This window comes from Actinosynnema sp. NPDC037264, assembly GCF_055603705.1.
This window is the reverse complement of record NZ_JBVJVK010000088.1, coordinates 1-17,311: the sequence shown is the minus strand read 5'-3', so window position 1 is coordinate 17,311 and position 17,311 is coordinate 1. Positions and strand designations below refer to the sequence as shown.

The following is a 17,311-nucleotide window of genomic DNA, read 5'->3' as shown; positions in this document are numbered from 1 at the left end:
GGCACGCCGGCGCAGGCCGCGGCCCGCGCCACGGGCAGGCCGATCCGGGCCGTGGGCACACCGGTCGCGGTGGGGCTTCCGCAGGAGGTGAACGCGCGGCAGTCCGCCACGGGCAAGGTGCGCGTCCACGTCCACGACCGCAAGCCCGGGTCGAGCGCGGTGGTGTTCAGCCTGGCGGATGCCGGTGGGGTGAAGGACAAGCCGCTTGCGGTGACGTTCGACTACTCCTCGTTCGCACCCGCGTTCGGTGGTGACTATGCCGCCCGACTCCGGCTGGTGAGCCTGCCCGCTTGTGCGGCGACGACACCGGACAAAGCCGACTGCCAGGTGGCCACCCCGGTGGACGGCGCGACCAACAACACGGCGGCCGGTGTGCTGTCCGGCGCGGCGACGTTGACGTCCTCGGAGCCCGCAGTGTTCGCGGCGGTCGCCGCCACGGGAAGTGCGGCGGGCACGTACGGTGCGACGTCGTTGGCTCCGGCGGGGTCGTGGACCGCGGGCGGCGCGTCGGGTGACTTCACCTACGGCTATCCGATGCGGGTGCCGCCGGCGATCGGTGGCGCGGCGCCGAAGCTGTCGTTGGGGTACTCGGCGCAGAGCCTGGACGGGCGGACGTCGTCGACGAACAACCAGGCGTCGTGGGCCGGCGACGGTTGGGACCTGGCGCCGGCCGGGTTCATCGAGCGCCAGTACAAGCCGTGCAGCCTGGACCTGGGCGGTAACAACGGTCAGACCAAGACCGGTGACCAGTGCTGGGCCACCCACAACGCGACCATCAGCCTGGTCGGCGTGTCGGGGAAGCTGATCAACATCCCGGGCACCGACCAGTGGCGGGCCGAGTCGGACGACGGCGCGAAGATCGAGCGCCTGTTCGGCGCGACCAACGGTGACAACAACGGTGAGCACTGGAAGGTCACGACGACCGACGGCACGCAGTACTTCCTGGGCTTGAACCGCCTGCCGGGCTGGGCGGACGGCAAGCCGGAGACGCAGTCGGCGTGGACCGTGCCGGTGTTCGGCAACCACGGCAACGAGGAGTGCAACACCACGACGTTCGACGCGTCGTGGTGCCAGCAGGCGTACCGGTGGAACCTGGACTACTCGGTCGACGTGCACGGCAACGTCACCACCTACTACTACAACCGCGAGTTCAACCGCTACGGGCGCAACGGTGACGCCAACAAGGGCACCGACTACGTGCGCGGCGGATGGCTGGACCGCGTGGAATACGGTCTGCGCAGCGACAACATGTTCGCGCACCCGGGCGCCAAGGTGAGCTTCGAGACCGCCGAACGCTGCCTGCCCAGCGGGGCGATCACCTGCGATCCAGGGCAGTTGAACGCCTCGACCGCCGCGCACTGGCCGGACGTGCCGTTCGACCAGGTGTGCGCGGCGGGGGAGTCCTGCACCCACCGGTTGACCCCGTCGTTCTTCACCCGCAAGCGTTTGACGAAGGTCGTGACCCGGGTCGCGAACGGCGCGTCGACGTTCCAGGACGTCGACTCGTGGTCGTTGGAGCACAAGTTCCTCAATACCGGCGACGGTCTGGCGCCCGCGCTGAACTTGAACTCCGTGACCCGCACCGGCTTGGTGGGTGGCAGCGTGACGTTGCCGCCGACGGTGTTCGGGCACATCGCGATGCCCAACCGGGTCAACACCAGCAGCGACAACCAGCCCGCGATCACCCGCTTCCGGATCACGTTGATCACTAATGAGGCGGGCGGCTACACGGACGTCTCTTACAGCGACGAGGACTGCAAGCCGGGCACCCGGATGCCGGTCTCGCCCGAGGCGAACACGCTGCGCTGCTACCCGTCGTGGTGGACGCCGGAGGGCGCGCTGGAGCCGCAGCTGCACTGGTTCCACAAGTACGTGGTCGTCTCCGTCATCGACCACGACCGCACCGGCGCCTCCCCGCCGATCCACACGGCCTACCAGTACGGCGACGGCAACGGCGAGAAGGCCGCGTGGCACTTCGACGAGGCCGAGTTCGCCGAGCCCGCCCGCCGCACGTGGTCGCAGTGGCGTGGCTACGAGACGGTCCGCACGATCAAGGGCAATCCCCAAGAGAAACAGTCGGTGACCGAGGTCGTCTACGGCCGCGGCATGGACGGTGACAAGCTGCCCGGTGACACCAATGGCGACGGGTTGCCCGACGGCGTCCGCGAAGCGTGGATATCCGCCAGCGAGGGCCAGCCGATCCGGGACGTGCCGCGGCTGCGCGGTTTCGTCCGGGAGACCCGCCAGTACAACGACGGTGTGCTGGTGTCGGCGTCGGTCAACGACCCGTACCTGCCCGATACCCCGACCGCCACCGACGCCGCGGGCAACAAGGCGTTCGTCACCGGCACCTCCTCCGTCCGCGGCCGCACCCTGCTGGAGAACGGCTCCTGGCGGCGCACCAAGGTCGACAAGCTCGACTTCACCCCGGAAGGCATCGTCGAGGTCACCGAAGACCACGGTGACGAGGCCGTGACCGGCGACGAGACCTGCACGCGCAGCACGTTCGCCCGCAACGAGAACGCATGGCTGCTCACCCTCGCCTCCCAGGTGGAGACCGTGGTGGGCACGTGCGCGGTGACGGCGTCAGCGACCACCATTCAATCCCTGGTCCGCTCGTACTACGACGGCCAGGCCCACAATGTGGCGCCCACCCGCGGCCTGATCACCAAGGCCGAGGTCCTCGACAAGTGGGACGCCACCTCCGACGTCCAGACTTGGGTGACCGCCTCGCAGGCCACCTACGACGCCTACGGCCGACCGCTGGACGTCTACGACGCCCGCGGCAAGAAGACCACCACCGCCTACACCCCGGCCACCGGCCCGCTCAAGCAGCTGACCAGCACCAACCCGCTCGGTCACGTCAGCCACGAGTACCTGGAGCCCGCCTGGGGACTCTCGGTCGCCTCGGTCGACGCCAACAACCGCCGGGCGGACCTGGCCTACGACGCGCTGGGCCGCCTGACCGCCGCCTGGACCCCGGGCTTCGACAAGGCCACGGCGCCGGCGAACGCGAGGTTCGAGTACCAGTACAACAACGACAAGACCAGCGTCGTGGTCTCCAAGCAGTTGCAGGACAACGGCCAGTACCTGTCGGTCTACACCCTCTACGACGGACTGCTGCGCGAGCGGCAGACCCAGATCCCGGCACCCGGCCCGGACGGCGGGCGTCAGATCACCGACACGTTCTACGACTCCCGCGGCCTGCCGTTCAAGACCAACGGCGTCTACTGGAACAACACCGCCCCAGCCGGCGGCACCCTCGCCGGCGTCTTCGACAACGAGGTGCCCAACCAGACCATCACCACCTACGACGGCCTGGGACGGCCGACCAAGGCGACCTACCGCAAGTTCCTCCAAGAGCAGTGGCACACCACGACCACCTACGGCGGCGACCGGGTGACAACCACCCCACCGCCCGGCGGGACCGTCACCACCCTGATCAACGACGCCCAGGGCCGCACCGTCGAGAAGTGGCAGCACACCGGCGGCATCGACAGCCCTCACGACGCCACCAAGTACAGCTACAACGCCGCCGGCCTGCTCGAAACCCTCACCGACCCCGACGGCAACACCTGGTCCTACACCTACGACCTGCGTGGCCGCCTGGTCGAGACCGACGACCCCGACACCGGCCGCAGCACCGTCACCTACGACGCCGCGGGCCAGGTCCTGTCGTCCACCGACGCCGAGAACCGCACCGTCGCCAACGCCTACGACGACCTCGGCCGACTGATCGCCAAGCACAAGGACTCCCTGGCCGGTCCCAAGCTCGCCTCCTGGGAGTACGACACCGCCGCCGGCGGCGGCATCGGCATGCTCAAGTCGGCACGCCGCTATGAGGGCAACCTCGTCTACCACAAGTACATCACCGGCTACGACGCCGCCGGACGCCCCAAGGGCCAGAAGCTCGTCGTGCCCGCCTCACCCGACGTGCTGCCGGCGACGTACGAGCTGAAGCAGGACTACACCTACAACGGCAAGCCGAGCTCGATCACCTACTCCGCGGTCAGCTCGGGTGGGAAGGTGATCGTCCCGTCGGAGTCGGTCGGGTCGTTCTACAACACCGCCAACGGCGCGCTCGAGTCCACCCTGTCCGGCCAAGAGGTCTACGTCTCCGCCACGGGCTACTCCAGCTTCGGCGAAGTGCTGCGCCTGCAGTACGGCAGCAGCGCCGACACCGCCAAGAACCTCGCGGTCACCAACTTCTACGAAGTCGGCAGCCGACGCCCGGAACGCACCGTCGTCGAACGCGAAACCACCACCGAACCCGAACTCGCCGACCGCGCCTACACCTACGACCCGGCCGGCAACATCACCAAGATCGCCGACACACCCGAAGGGCGTGCCGCCGACACCCAGTGCTTCGCCTACGACCACCTGCGCCGCATGACCGACGCCTGGACCCCGTCCACCGGCGACTGCACCGCCACCAGATCCACCACCGCCCTGGGCGGCGCCGCCCCGTACTGGCACTCCTGGAGCTTCGACAAGACCGGCAACCGCCGCACCGAAACCCAGCACGCCACCACCGGCGACATCACCCGCACCACCGGCTACCCGCCCCTCGGCGCGCCGCAACCGCACACCGCCCTGTCGGTCCTCACCGAAGGCCCCAACGGTAAAGCGCAAGACACGTTCGCCTACGACAAGACCGGACGCACGAAGTCGCGCACCATCGGCGGCGACACCCAGGTCCTCGACTACGACGCCGAAGGCCGCGTCTCCCGCATCGCCGACGCCGACGGCTCCAACGCGTCGACCTACGTCTACGACGCCGACGGCAACCGCCTGATCAGCCGCGAACCCTCCGCCACCACCCTGTACGTCTTCGGCCAGGAAATCCGCCTGGAAAAAGGCACGACCACCCCGTCCTGGACCCGCTGGTACAGCCACGGCGGCCAGACCGTCGCGGTCCGCAATAGCATCACCGGCCTGAAGTGGCTCATTCCCGACCACCAGGGCACCAACCAACTCTCCGTCGCCAACGACGCCGCGCAGACCGTCACCCAACGTCGCCAAACCCCCTACGGTGCCACCCGCGGCGCCGCCCCACCGGAATGGCCGGACCGCCTGGGCTTCGTCGGCGGCCGCAACGACGAGTCGGGCCTGACCCAGGTGGGCGCCCGCCTCTACGACCAGTCCGCGGGCAGGTTCCTCTCCGCGGACCCGGTGATCGACAACAACGATCCGCAACAGCTCAACGGCTACGCCTACGCCAACAACAGCCCGGTCACCTACAGCGACCCGACCGGCCTGCTGCACGACTGCGGCCCCGACGGCGTGCTGTGCGGCAGGAATCCCGCTGTGCACGGCGAGGGTGAACACAACACCTACGAGCAGGAACGGCAGACCTTCTACGACCGCCAGCGCGCGTGGCAGCAGGCCAACAGGAACAACGACACAGCCCTGAGGAACAGCCTCGCGGCGGAGGGCATCTCCTGGGAGGACTACCAGCGGGCACTCGCCGAGGCGCACAAGACCAAGTGGGATGTGATCAAGGAAGTCGCCTGGGAAGTCCTGAAGGACATCTCGGGCTGGAACGACATCGTCGACTGCTTCTCCAAGGGTGACATCTGGGCCTGCGGCGGTCTCGTCGCCGGTCTGGTTCCGTGGGGCAAGGCCGCCAAGATCCTCGAAGCCGGCTACAACGCCATCAAGGCCGTCAGCCGCCTGGCCGGCATCGTGGACAAGGCCAAGGGCGTCCTGCGCCGAGTCCAGAGCCTCGCCGCTGACGTCACCCGGATCGCCGCCGAGAAGTTCCAGAAGCTGCTGTCCAGCGGTGGCCGAAGCTGTGTGGCCAAGCACAGCTTCGTCGCTTCCACCTTGGTCTTGATGGCGGACGGCTCAACCAAACCGATCTCCGACGTCGAGATCGGGGACAGGGTCAAAGCCACCGAGCCCACCACCGGCCACACTACCGACCGCACCGTCGTCGCCACCATCGTCCACAACGACGAAGACGACATGACCCGACTCACCGTCACCAACGCAGACGGCACCACAGGCACCATCGACGCCACCTCCTGGCACCCCGTCTGGGTCGAGGCCGAAGGCCGCTTCGTCAAGGTCGGCGACCTCAAACCCGGCCAGCAGCTTTCGTCGGCTGGCTCTACCTCGCCGGAGGTAGCCAACGTCGATCGCTACACGAATTTTGTACCGGTATACAATCTCACGGTTGAGGGCGTCCACACGTACTATGTATCGGCGGGCACCGCATCGGCACTCGTCCACAACTGCAGCAAAAAACAAGGGATCTACGAATTCGAAGATCAGCTTAACCCCGGGAAGATGTACGTAGGAAAAACGAATAACCTTGGTCGTCGTTTGCAGAGTCACGTCGACAGTGGTCGACTGAAGAGTGTCGAGGAGGCGACCTGCACTCACGTTTGTGGTACAGACGAGGATCTCTTCGTAGCTGAACACCTGCGCATGCAGGAACTGCGGGGCCAGGGCGTAGAGTTGTCGAACGACTACGCATCCCCCGGCAAGAGAATCCTGGAAAGAAGGAAGGCCGAAAGCTATGAGCAGCTCACCCTTTGGTAGTTCCGGGCTGGACGTGGCTCGCTTCTGGGCGGTGATCGGTACCAGCGCGGTGCGAGATTCCGGCGAGGTCGCTTCTGCCTTGTATGACGTATCATCGCGCTTGGCTACGCTGGCTCTTGACGACTTGACCGGATTCGTCGAGAGGCTGCACGAAGCGCTATTTCATCTCGACAGAAAGATTTTTGCGCAAATTCCTGTTGTCCTGAGGGGTGTCGAGTTCGCTCAGACGGGCGATCATTTCCTCTATGCCAGATGTGCCTGCATCCTGGCGGGGGAGGAGGTCTACGTGGAAGTTTTGCGGAGTGGTGTTGGATTCACCCCGTTTGTTTCTCCGTCCGTTCAAAGTGCTGAAGGCTTGCTCTATGTCGCCTCAAAGCGATATGAAGAGAAAGCCGGAGCTTCCATGGATACCACTAAGTTTCTCTCAGTCGAGTCGATGTCAAATGTTGACGGTTGGGCTGGGTGACGTAAACCAATTTGTTCTGCACGATTTAAAGATGTGGGATGCGGCTCGTTGACAAGGGCTAGTGGGTTGATGATCGAGGTTTTGGGATTGATGTCAAGCTGGGTCCACTTGAAATTGGTGACGACTCTCTCGCCACTGAGTCGAACAGGACTTTGACGTCAGCATCGAGGTTGTGCTTCTGGTTGGGAAGGTTGAAAGTGTGCAAACACCTCGTCAGCTCCCCCGACGTCGGACACTCGACCCTGCTCCGGGAACGATAGCCCTCGCGGGCGATGTAGCGCTTGAGACGGCGCATGATCTCCTTCTTCGATATGCCGTCCTCAGGGCGTCGGTCATGTAGTGATGGGGGTGCGGAGGTCCCAGCGCAGGCCGGACGGTGCGACGTGGTGCAAGGCCGCATTGGCGGAAGTCCCCGCCGCAGTTTAGTCAGTGGCGGTTGAGTCGCTCGAGGGCCGGCAGCGGCGCGGCGCGGGGGAGAACTCCGAACACGGACGCGGATCGCAGCCGCTCGGGGTTGCCGCCGCAGGGCGACAGATGACCGGAGGGCAACCGGTCGTCCGATCTGCCGCGTGTACAGCACGAGGGCGGGTTGCTGTGCGACCTACGCCAAACCGTGTGGGGTGTCAAACGTCGGCCACGGAGTCTGACCTGCGTTTATGCTGATCCCCGACCATCAGGGCACCAACCAACTCTCCATCGCCAACGACGCGGCCCAGACCGTCACCCAACGCCGCCAAACCCCCTACGGCGCCACCCGCGGCACCGCACCACCGGAATGGCCGGACCGCCTGGGCTTCGTCGGCGGACGCAACGACGAGTCCGGTCTGACCCAGGTCGGCGCCCGCCTCTACGACCAGTCCTCGGGCAGATTCCTCTCCGCGGACCCGGTCATCGACAACAACGATCCGCAACAGCTCAACGGCTACGCCTACGCGAACAACAGCCCGGTCACCTACAGCGACCCGACAGGCCTGCTTGTCAACAACTGCGGCCCCGACGGCGTCCTGTGCAATGGCCCGGATAGGGGTATCCAGGGCCCGAACTGGGAGGACGAGAAGACGACCTTCGGTGCTCGTGATCGTGCGTTGCAGCAGGCCAACGCGGGCAACGACGAGGCCGTCCGGTCCCGTCTGGCCGAGGAGGGCATCTCCTGGGAGGACTACCAGCGGGCGCTGTCCGACGCGCACAAGACCAAGTGGGATGTGATCAAGGAAGTCGCCTGGGAGGTCATCAAGGACATCTCGGGCTGGAACGACATCGTCGACTGCTTCACCAAGGGTGACATCTGGGCCTGCGGCGGCCTGGTCGCCGGACTCGTCCCGTGGGGCAAGGCCGCCAAGATCCTCGAAGCCGGCTACAACGCCATCAAGGCCGTCAGCCGCCTGGCCGGCATCGTGGACAAGGCCAAGGGCGTCCTCCGCCGAGTCCAGGCCATCACCGACGACGTCACCCGGATCGCCGCCGAGAAGTTCCAGAAACTGCTGTCCAGGGGCAGCGAAGGCTGCGTGACCAAGCACAGCTTCGTCGCCACCACCCTGGTCCTGATGGCCGACGGCTCAACCAAACCGATATCCGAAGTCGAGATCGGCGACAAGGTCAAAGCCACCGACCCCACCACCGGCCACACCACCGACCGCAACGTCGTCGCCACCATCGTCCACAACGACGAAGGCGACATGACCCGCCTCACCGTCACCGCCGCAGACGGCACCACAGGCACCATCGACGCCACCTCCTGGCACCCCGTCTGGGTCGAGGCCGAAGACCGCTTCGTCAAGGTCGGCGACCTCAAGCCCGGTGACCTGCTCACCTCGGCCGACGGCAACTCGCCACAGGTCGAACAGGTACGACGTCTTCGAAGTGCGGAACCGGTCTACGACCTAACCGTCGCGGACGTTCACACGTACTGTGTCGTGGCCGGGACAACACATGTCCTGGTTCATAACAACAATGCGTGTCCTCGCGTTTTTGCGGTCGATTCCGCAGGTGTGGCGAACGAGCTGCCGGTGCACGAGATCGACTCGAGTGCATTTCCTGGCGTTGCGGCAAACTTCGCCGATGCCGTCATCAGTGGCAGGAGTCCGATTGTCACCCGGTTGACAGGTCGGTCCAATATTAGGGCAAATAGAAATGCGGCTCAATCCGGACTTCCTCGTCCCGACACTCTGGGTAGTGGTATGTCGTGGGAAGAATTTCCCTTCGCTCCGCCTGGGCGCCGGAAGGGCGCTCGCCCACGGTGACGGTGAAGGCGACTTCGGTCGCCGAGGTGGAGAACGACTGGCCGGCAGCCTGCACTCCGTACAGGTCCACCTCGACGCCGTCGCTGCATCCAAGCTCTCCGAGGCGCTTTTCGCCAACGCCGCGATCCTCGTCGAGGGCACCACCGACAAGGCGGTCCTGGAAGGACTGGCCGAGAAGTCCTCAGTCACCTCGCTGCTCAGCCGAGGCATCACCGTCGCCGACGTCCGAGGCAAGTCCAACATCATGCTCGCCCACGCCATCCTCACGGAACTCGGCGTGCCTTGCTACACCATGTTTGACGGCGACCGCGACGGCGGCGACATCATGCGCGCCCGAGGTAAGGCAGCGGACAAGATCGCTGAGAAGGTCGCGAAGGACATCGCCGACAACCGCAAACTGCTCACTTACCTGGAAGCCGACGTCGAGGACTTCCCGGACACCGTCGCCCACGCCCGCTACGCGGTCCTCGAAGACACCCTTGAACCCCTGCTCAACTCGCAGTGGACTGGCTGGGCAGAACCTCACTATCTGACGGCGGCGCCGTGGTGGGGCCACAACGACAACCGGTGGGCGGCCAGAACCAGAGGGAGGCGCGACGTTGCCGCCCGAGGTTGGGCTTCGGTCCGATGCGGTGGCGGCTCAACTCCAAGGACTCCGGTGCGGGTCGCAGGTGGAGAAGCTGGCCGTGCGACTCCGCACGGTGACGCGGTGATCACTGATGCTCCGGGCGTCGGAGGAGTGCGGCGTCGAGCGCGAGCTGGTCGCGACCGTCAACGCCTTCGACTCTCATAGCGGGAATCCCCAATCACTATGAGGTGAGATCGGGTGGCGTGAGTGATGCTGCCTCGAACGAACGTTCGTGGCCGATCCGCCGACTTCCCTCGATCGTGTGATGTGGCTATCGGTCAGCGGACACGTAGCGTCCGGTGAGGACTGTTACGGCTCGGAGGTGCGCCGTGCGCATCACGCTCTACCTGCTGAGACGGCACGCTGAGTTCGCCAAGCGCACGCTGCGGCATCACGAACTCCTCGCACAGCGCGATCTCCTGCCGCCGCCGGACGAGTCGACGGAGTGGCTGCTGTTCATGCGGGACACACCTGCACACGGCGTGATGTGGTTCGACTACCTCAACCCGATCATCGCCACCCCGAACGGCGACCGTCCGCTGTCGAAGTCGGCTGGCGCCGTCCTGCTCGTGAAGTTCGACGAGAGGGTCTTCGCTGTCACCTTCGGCACCGGCTTCCACGCGATCGGCCACGCGGACGTCGAACCCGATTTCGGGCTCCGCGTCGCGGCCAACTGCGTGGCGGCCAACTCGCTCACCTGGGCGGACGCCCGCGGCCTCGGGAAGGGCAAGCGCAACGCGACCAGCAGGCTCGCGCAGCCCGGTGAGGTGTTCGCGTTGGGCTTGCTGACCGACGAGGAGTGGATCCGGCAGTTCGGCGGCTACGTCACCATCCCGGGGTTCGCGCGCAGTGCCAAGGGCGCTGACTCGCTCCAACTGGACTTCGACGAGACGTTCGCGCTCGCGGATCTGCCGTCAAAGCTGCGGCAGGCACTCGATCTCTACGAGTCGAAGTCCTACCGCGATCACTTCCCGTTCCTGGACTACTTCCGCAGGGAGACGGACAAGGAGCGGATCGCCGAACTGGACGCCCGGATGACCGAGTGCATGCGGTCGCGTGACTCCGAGGTCGGATTCGCGATGCCCGACGAGTTGGACGTCGTGGCGGATCGGTACCGGTTGTCCCGCTATCGACGTCAGGTAGTGCTCAGGGAACTGCGCACCGAGAGCGTCTACAGTGCGATCGACTCCCTTGAGGGTTGGCAGAACCCACTGCAGTGCAACAAGGTACAGGCACTGGACGCCGCCGGTGGGTCAGTCGGTGCCAAGGAGGAACTTCGACGTTACGTGGTCGGTCTGGTCCGCCACGAGGTCGACGGCGTGAACCAGGACTACGCCGTCACCGCGGGCGCGTGGTTCCGAGTAGATCGTGGTTACGCCGAGATCGTCGACCGGTACCTGGCGGACAACATCCCGGACATCACCGAGACCCTCGACATGCCGGAGTGGGATGACGAGTACTTGATCCGACATGTCGACGGGAACTACGGCGAAGACCGTTACAACCGCCACAGCTGCGCTTTGCGTGGTCATGCCCTACTGGACCGCGACTTCTACCGGGGACGCGCGGGTGAACGTGTCGAGATCTGCGACCAGCTCACCGCCGACAAGAAGCTCATCTGCGTCAAGCGGATGGACGGCTCGGACAAGATGAGCCACCTCTTCCAGCAGGGGTCCGTGTCGGCACAGCTGATCATGTCGAACGACGACTACCGCGCCAAGCTCATGGCGAAGCTCCACGAGCTCGACCCGGTGGCGCAGTTCGGCCACCCGTCGGACTGGACGATCGTCTACGCCATCGCCACCGGGAAGCCCGGTCCGCTCAAGAAATCCATGTACTTCTTCACCCGCGCCGCCCTGCGCACCCACTCCCTGGCCATCAGGAGCACCGGCATCAGGGTGGCGATCGCCAGGATCAGTCGCTGACGGATCGGTCCCAGCGTGGCTGCTCTGGATTCACACCGATGTTCAAACCGTCCCGATCGGTTCCAGGAGGAGTTCCCGGACGGTGCGGCGGGGGCTGGCGGGGACTGGTGAGCCGAAGCCGATGCGGAGGATGGTCTGGGGTTCGAGGGTTCCGCCGAGGGCGCGGCGGAGTTCGTCGCGGACGGGGCGCACTTCGATCGCTTGGGACATGAAGGAGGCGGAGAGTCCGAGGGTGGTGGCGGTGAGCAGGACGCGTTGCAGGGCTTGGCCGGTTTGGAGTTCGGCGAGGGGCCCGTTGTAGAACGAGCACAGCACCACGACGAGCGGGTCGGACTCGTAGTCCTTGCCCGGTGGGCGTTCGGCTGCGTGGAAGTCGCGCAGGGCCCATTCGTCCTGGGGCGCGGGCCGCACGCCGGCGGACCTGGGTGGGATGCCGTCCCCGGCTCGCTGGCCGGTCCAGCCGGTGAGTTCGGCCCGCACGTCCGGCGCGTCGGCTTGGATCCGCTGGGCCTTGGCCACGAGTCGCTGCAGTCGAGCGCGCTCGTCACGATCGGTAACGACGTGAAGCCACGACCGTTCACGCTCGGCGGCGCGCACCAGCGCGTGCCGGTGTTCGACGGGTACCGGCGCGTCGCGGAACGGCTTGCGGTTGGACCGCCGGGCGGGGATCGCCTTGATCAGCTGCCGGGTCTCCTCGTCGAGGTCGCGTTGACCGCCCCTGCGGACCGTGGCCAGCGCTCCGGGTGCTTCCGCGCCGGGCATGAGGGTCACCAGAGGTCGGATGCCGTGGTCGCGCAGGGCGAGGCGGAGGTTCAACAGGGCCGCGCCGCAGGACAGCCGCAGCTCCCGGTCTTCCGGGTCGGTGGCGGGAAGCCTGCGGGTCGGGTCGGCGTGCAGTTCGATGCGGTCGGGCGCGAGGCGGAACCGCCAGGGTTGGGTGTTGTGCACGGAGGGGGCGAGCGTGGCGGCGGTGAGCACGTCGGTCACCTCGTTCCCCGCTAGCCCGAGCACCTCGGTCACGTCTGCCATGTCGTCCCTGCCCGTGTCGCCTGATCGAACCAACACCATCACTGTGCGCCGCCGGGGCGCGGGAACACATGGTCGAAGGTCCCTTCCGGGCAGGGACTGCCGGACTTGGCCGTGCCCGGATGTGATGGAAGGCTGGTTTCGTGGCCGGATCTGCTGACGATGTGACGCCGCACCGCCTGCTGGGCGGGTTGCGGTTGGACGAGCTGCTGGACGAGGTGCGGGAGCGGCTGACCGAGATCGGCTCGACCCGGGACAAGATGCAGGGCCTGCTGGACGCCGTGCTCGCGGTCGGGGCGGGGTTGGAGCTGGACTCGACGTTGCAGCGGATCGTGCAGGCGGCGGTGGAGCTGGTCGGCGCCCGGTACGGGGCGTTGGGCGTGCTGGGCACGCAGGAGAACCTGTCGGAGTTCGTCTACGTCGGTATCGATCCGGAGACGCGGTCGCACATGGGGCACCTGCCGCAGGGCAAGGGCCTGCTCGGGCTGTTGATCAAGGACCCGCGGGCGATCCGGCTGCACGACCTGGCCGAGCACCCGGCGTCGGTGGGTTTCCCGGCGAACCACCCGCCGATGCACAGCTTCCTGGGTGTTCCGGTGCGGGTGCGGGACGAGGTGTTCGGCAACCTCTACATGACGGAGAAGGTCGACGGCACCGACTTCAGCGCCGACGACGAGGTGGTCCTGACCGCGCTGGCCGCGGCCGCCGGCGTCGCGGTGGAGAACGCCCGCTTGTTCGAGCGGTCTCGGATGCGCGAGCGGTGGCTGGAGGCCACTGCGGAGATCAACACCGAGCTGCTGGGCGGCGCCTCGGCCGACGACGCGCTGCGGCTGGTCGCGCAGCGGACCCGTGAGCTGTCGGCGGCGTCGATGTCGCTGATCGTGCTGGTGGAGGGCGTGGACGGGCGGCGGATGCGGTTGGCCGCCGGCGCCGGTGAGCGGATCGAGGGCCTGGTCGGCGGTGTATTGGCAGGTTCCGGCACGGTGGTGGAGGAGGTGCTCGCCTCGGCCACGCCGATGCTGGTCGAGGACCTGGAGGGGCGGCTCGGCGACGTGCCCGTCGAGGCGGGCCCGGGCGTCGTGGTGCCGTTGCGGGCCGGGCCGAGCGTGACAGGTGTGCTCCTGGTGGCCCGGGAGAAGGGCGGCGCCCGGTTCGGCGCGGAGCAGGTGCCGTTGTTGGCGTCGTTCGCCGACCAGGCGGCGGTGGCGTTGGAGTTCGCCGAGAACCAGCGGGCGCGCAGGTTGGTGGACGTGCTGGAGGACCGCGACCGGATCGCGCGGGACCTGCACGACCACGTGATCCAGCGCTTGTTCGCCACAGGGATGAGCCTGCAGGGCGCGTTGGGCGCGATCCGCGAGCCGCAGGTCCGGGAGCGGGTGCGCAAGGCCGTGCACCAGTTGGACGAGACCGTGCTGGAGATCCGCACCTCGATCTTCGACCTCCAGGCGGGCGACGACCTGCCGGGCCTGCGGCGGCGGCTACTGGACCTGGTCTCCGAGCTGACGGAGAACGCGTCGGTCACGCCGACCGTGCGGATGACCGGCACGGTGGACAACTCGGTGCCCGACGACATCGGCGAGCACGCCGAGGCCGTGGTCCGGGAAGCGGTCACCAACGCCGTCCGGCACGCGCGGGCGAAGGAACTAGTCCTCACCGTGGAGGCGGGCGACGAGTTGACGATCACGGTCGTGGACGACGGTGTGGGCATGCCCGCACAGGTGGCCCGCAGCGGCCTGCACAACCTCGAACAGCGGGCCACCGCGTTGGGCGGCACGTGCTCGGTGACCGGCGAACCCGGCGGCGGCACCCGCCTGACCTGGCAGGTTCCGCTGGCTTAGCCCTCGGCCGGCGGCGCGGGTTTGCGCAGTCGGGTGGCGAGGACGGCGGCCTGGGTGCGGCGTTCGAGGCCGAGCTTGGCCAGCAGGTGCGAGACGTAGTTCTTGACGGTCTTCTCGGCCAGGAACATCTTCTCGGCGATCTGCCGGTTGGTCAGGCCCTCGCCGATGTAGTCGAGCACGGTGCGCTCCTGGTCGGTGAGCATCCGCACGGGGTCGCCCTGCTCGCGTTCGCGGCGGATGCGGTTGAGCAGCGCGGCGGTGGAGCGGGCGTCGAGCAGGGACTCGCCGCCGGCGACGGTGCGGACCGCGGTCTGCAGGTCGGTGCCGAGGATGCGCTTGAGGACGAACCCGGACGCGCCGGCCATGATGGCGTCGAACAGGGCCTCGTCGTCGGTGAACGAGGTCAGCATCAGGCACTTGAGGTCGGGCATGCGGGAGCGCAGCTCGCGGCACAGCTCGATGCCGTTGCCGTCGGGCAGCCGCACGTCCAGCACCGCGACGTCGGCGCCGCTGTCGGGCACCCTGGCCAGCGCTTCGGCCACGGAACCGGCCTCGCCCACCACGTCCAGGTCGTCGGCGCTGTTGAGCAGTTCGCGCACGCCGACGCGGACCACCTCGTGGTCGTCCACCAGAAACACCCGGGCCACCGGCTCCACCTCTCCGTCATCCGCCTGATCAGACCTTCGCCGATGGGAGTCGTGCGACACAGGGTCGAAAGACCCTCCCACCGTGCGCTCTAGGTCCTCCCATCGTGTCAGTGCACGGTGTGTGCCGCTCGATCGTGCTCGGCGGACCGCGGGGGCGCGACGTCGACCGGGTAGCGGTGCGCCACCAGGACGGGGCACGGGGCGTGGTGGAGCGCCGCGCGGGTGACCGGTCCCCGTCCCGCCAGGACCAGCAGGTCGGTGTCGGCGTACCGGGTGATCGCCTCGTGCGGGTGCATCCTGGCCAGCACCGAGGTGTGCCGGGTGCCGCGCAGCACGTCGTCGGCGTGGGTGACCGGCCACACGGGGTCGTCGGCCCGCACGGGAAGTGACGGTGTGGCGTGCAGGACGCGCAGCGCCACGTGCTGCCCCTCGGCGTAGGCGACGGCCTGGGCCAGGGCCAGGTCGTCGTCGGCTACGTCACCGGACAGGAGCACGGTGACCCGTCGGTGGTCGCGGCACAGGGCCTCGGCGGTGCCGCGGACCACGACGACGTCGCAGACCGCGTGCTCGACCAGCGGCAACACCAGCCTGCCCAGGCCGAACGACGTGCCGTTGGCACCGCGGTAGCCGACCACGAGGAGCCCGGCCCGTGAGCCGGCCACCAACAGGTCGTGGACGGGGTCGGCGGTGGGTGGGTGCACTTCCAGCGGCGCCCTGGTGGACGCGGCGTGCTCGGCCGCCCATCGGAGGGCGGCCTCGCTCCAGGGGGAGCCGTCATCCGCCACGACGACCGGCGCGGGAACTCGGTGGGTCATGGCTTCACGGTGGCCCGCCCGTCGTCTGCGGCACAGGGCCGTGGGAGGTGTCCGGCCGTGACCCAAGGGCCCTGCCCGGTCAGGACCTAGGACCACTGTCCCCGCCCAGTCGGCCGCCTAGCGTCGAAACACGAGGGAAACGCGCGGGTCGACCGGCGGTCCCGACACCGGATTCGGAGAGGAACCTGTGATGAGTGCCCCGATCGTGGTCGGTGTGGACGGTTCGGCGTCGGCGTTGACCGCCGCCAAGTGGGCGGCCGAGGAAGCCGCCCGGCACCGTGTGCCGCTCAAGCTCGTGCACGCCTACCTGCTGCCGACCCGCGGCTACCCGGAGATCGTGCTGACCGGCCACGAGGTGCGGGAGGCGTTCGAGAAGCAAGGCCGGCAGTGGGTCGAGGAGGCCGCGGCCGCCGCCCGTGCGGCTGCCCCCGAGTTGGCGGTCGAGACGGAGGTCGTGTTCGACCGGCCCGCCGCCGCGCTGATCGAGGCCTCGCACGGGGCACGGCTGGTCGTGCTCGGCTCGCAGGGGTTGGGTGGCTTCTCCGGCCTGCTGGTCGGCTCCGTCGCCGTCGCGGTCTCCTCGCACGGCAAGAGCCCGGTGGTGGTCGTCCGCGACGGGGTCCGCCGGGACGGTCCGGTCGTGGTGGGCGTGGACGGCTCGCCCACGAGTGAGGAGGCGATCGGCTTCGCGTTCGCCGAGGCGTCCGTGCTCGGCGCTCCGCTGACCGCCGTCATCGCCTGGACCGACTTCTTGGTCGACAGCGCCTTCCACTCCCGCTTCACCGTCGACTGGGCACAGGTCGAGGACGAGCAGCTGCGCCTGCTGGCCGAACGCCTCGCGGGCTGGCAGGAGAAGTACCCGGACGTGCACGTGGACCGCGTCGTCGTCCACGACCGTCCCGTGCGGGCCCTGATCGACGCGGGGAGGGACGCCCGACTGCTGGTCGTGGGTAGCCACGGCCAAGGCGGCTTCACCGGCATGCTGCTCGGCTCCACCAGCCAGGCACTCGTCTACCACGCTCCCTGCCCCCTCGCCGTCGTCCGGTCGACCACGGCGCGGTGAGGGGGGGGGGGGGGGGGGGGGGGGGGGGGGGGGGGGGGGGGGGGGGGGGGGGGGGGGGGGGGGGGGGGGGGGGGGGGGGGGGGGGGGGGGGGGGGGGGGGGGGGGGGGGGGAAGGGG

General features: G+C 67.9%; 10 protein-coding genes. 7 read left to right on the top strand and 3 right to left on the bottom strand.

What is annotated here, in order from left to right:
- Positions 1–534: 534 nt before the first annotated feature.
- From ACZ7GX_RS42680 to ACZ7GX_RS42660, 5 genes are all read left to right on the top strand, one after another.
- On the top strand, positions 535–6,546 hold the full coding sequence (locus ACZ7GX_RS42680) for an RHS repeat-associated core domain-containing protein (protein ID WP_498786091.1): 6,012 nt from the start codon (positions 535–537) through the stop codon (positions 6,544–6,546).
- Complete coding sequence (locus ACZ7GX_RS42675; protein ID WP_498786069.1) at positions 6,524–7,012, top strand: DUF4240 domain-containing protein; 489 nt, start codon at positions 6,524–6,526, stop codon at positions 7,010–7,012. Before ACZ7GX_RS42680 ends, ACZ7GX_RS42675 begins: the two co-directional genes overlap by 23 nt.
- 656 nt (positions 7,013–7,668) lie before the next feature.
- Complete coding sequence (locus ACZ7GX_RS42670; protein WP_498786067.1) at positions 7,669–9,252, top strand: polymorphic toxin-type HINT domain-containing protein; 1,584 nt, start codon at positions 7,669–7,671, stop codon at positions 9,250–9,252.
- Positions 9,143–10,045, top strand: a complete 903-nt coding sequence (locus ACZ7GX_RS42665) for a TOPRIM nucleotidyl transferase/hydrolase domain-containing protein (RefSeq protein ID WP_498786065.1) — start codon at positions 9,143–9,145, stop codon at positions 10,043–10,045. The genes ACZ7GX_RS42670 and ACZ7GX_RS42665 overlap by 110 nt, the downstream gene beginning before the upstream one ends.
- 164 nt (positions 10,046–10,209) lie before the next feature.
- A complete protein-coding gene (locus ACZ7GX_RS42660; RefSeq protein WP_498786063.1) occupies positions 10,210–11,805 on the top strand; it encodes a DUF6119 family protein in 1,596 nt (531 codons plus the stop codon).
- 42 nt (positions 11,806–11,847) lie between these two features.
- Here the strand turns inward: ACZ7GX_RS42660 and ACZ7GX_RS42655 are convergent, their stop codons facing one another.
- Positions 11,848–12,834 (bottom strand): Acg family FMN-binding oxidoreductase, encoded by a 987-nt coding sequence (locus ACZ7GX_RS42655; RefSeq protein WP_498786061.1) that lies wholly within the window; start codon positions 12,832–12,834, stop codon positions 11,848–11,850.
- Positions 12,835–12,974: 140 nt separating this feature from the next.
- On the opposite strand from ACZ7GX_RS42655, the gene ACZ7GX_RS42650 reads away from it, so the two are divergent.
- On the top strand, positions 12,975–14,669 hold the full coding sequence (locus ACZ7GX_RS42650; RefSeq protein ID WP_498786059.1) for a GAF domain-containing sensor histidine kinase: 1,695 nt from the start codon (positions 12,975–12,977) through the stop codon (positions 14,667–14,669).
- On the opposite strand, the gene ACZ7GX_RS42645 is transcribed toward ACZ7GX_RS42650, so the two are convergent.
- Positions 14,666–15,316, bottom strand: a complete 651-nt coding sequence (locus ACZ7GX_RS42645; RefSeq protein ID WP_498786057.1) for a response regulator transcription factor — start codon at positions 15,314–15,316, stop codon at positions 14,666–14,668. The genes ACZ7GX_RS42650 and ACZ7GX_RS42645 overlap by 4 nt on opposite strands.
- Before the next feature lie 107 nt (positions 15,317–15,423).
- Positions 15,424–16,131, bottom strand: a complete 708-nt coding sequence (locus tag ACZ7GX_RS42640) for a hypothetical protein (protein ID WP_498786054.1) — start codon at positions 16,129–16,131, stop codon at positions 15,424–15,426.
- Between the two features lie 190 nt (positions 16,132–16,321).
- Here ACZ7GX_RS42640 and ACZ7GX_RS42635 point away from each other — a divergent pair, with 190 nt between their 5' ends.
- Positions 16,322–17,194: a universal stress protein gene (locus ACZ7GX_RS42635; RefSeq protein ID WP_498786051.1), complete on the top strand. Its 873-nt coding sequence runs from the start codon at positions 16,322–16,324 to the stop codon at positions 17,192–17,194.
- The last annotated feature ends 117 nt before the right edge of the window (positions 17,195–17,311 follow it).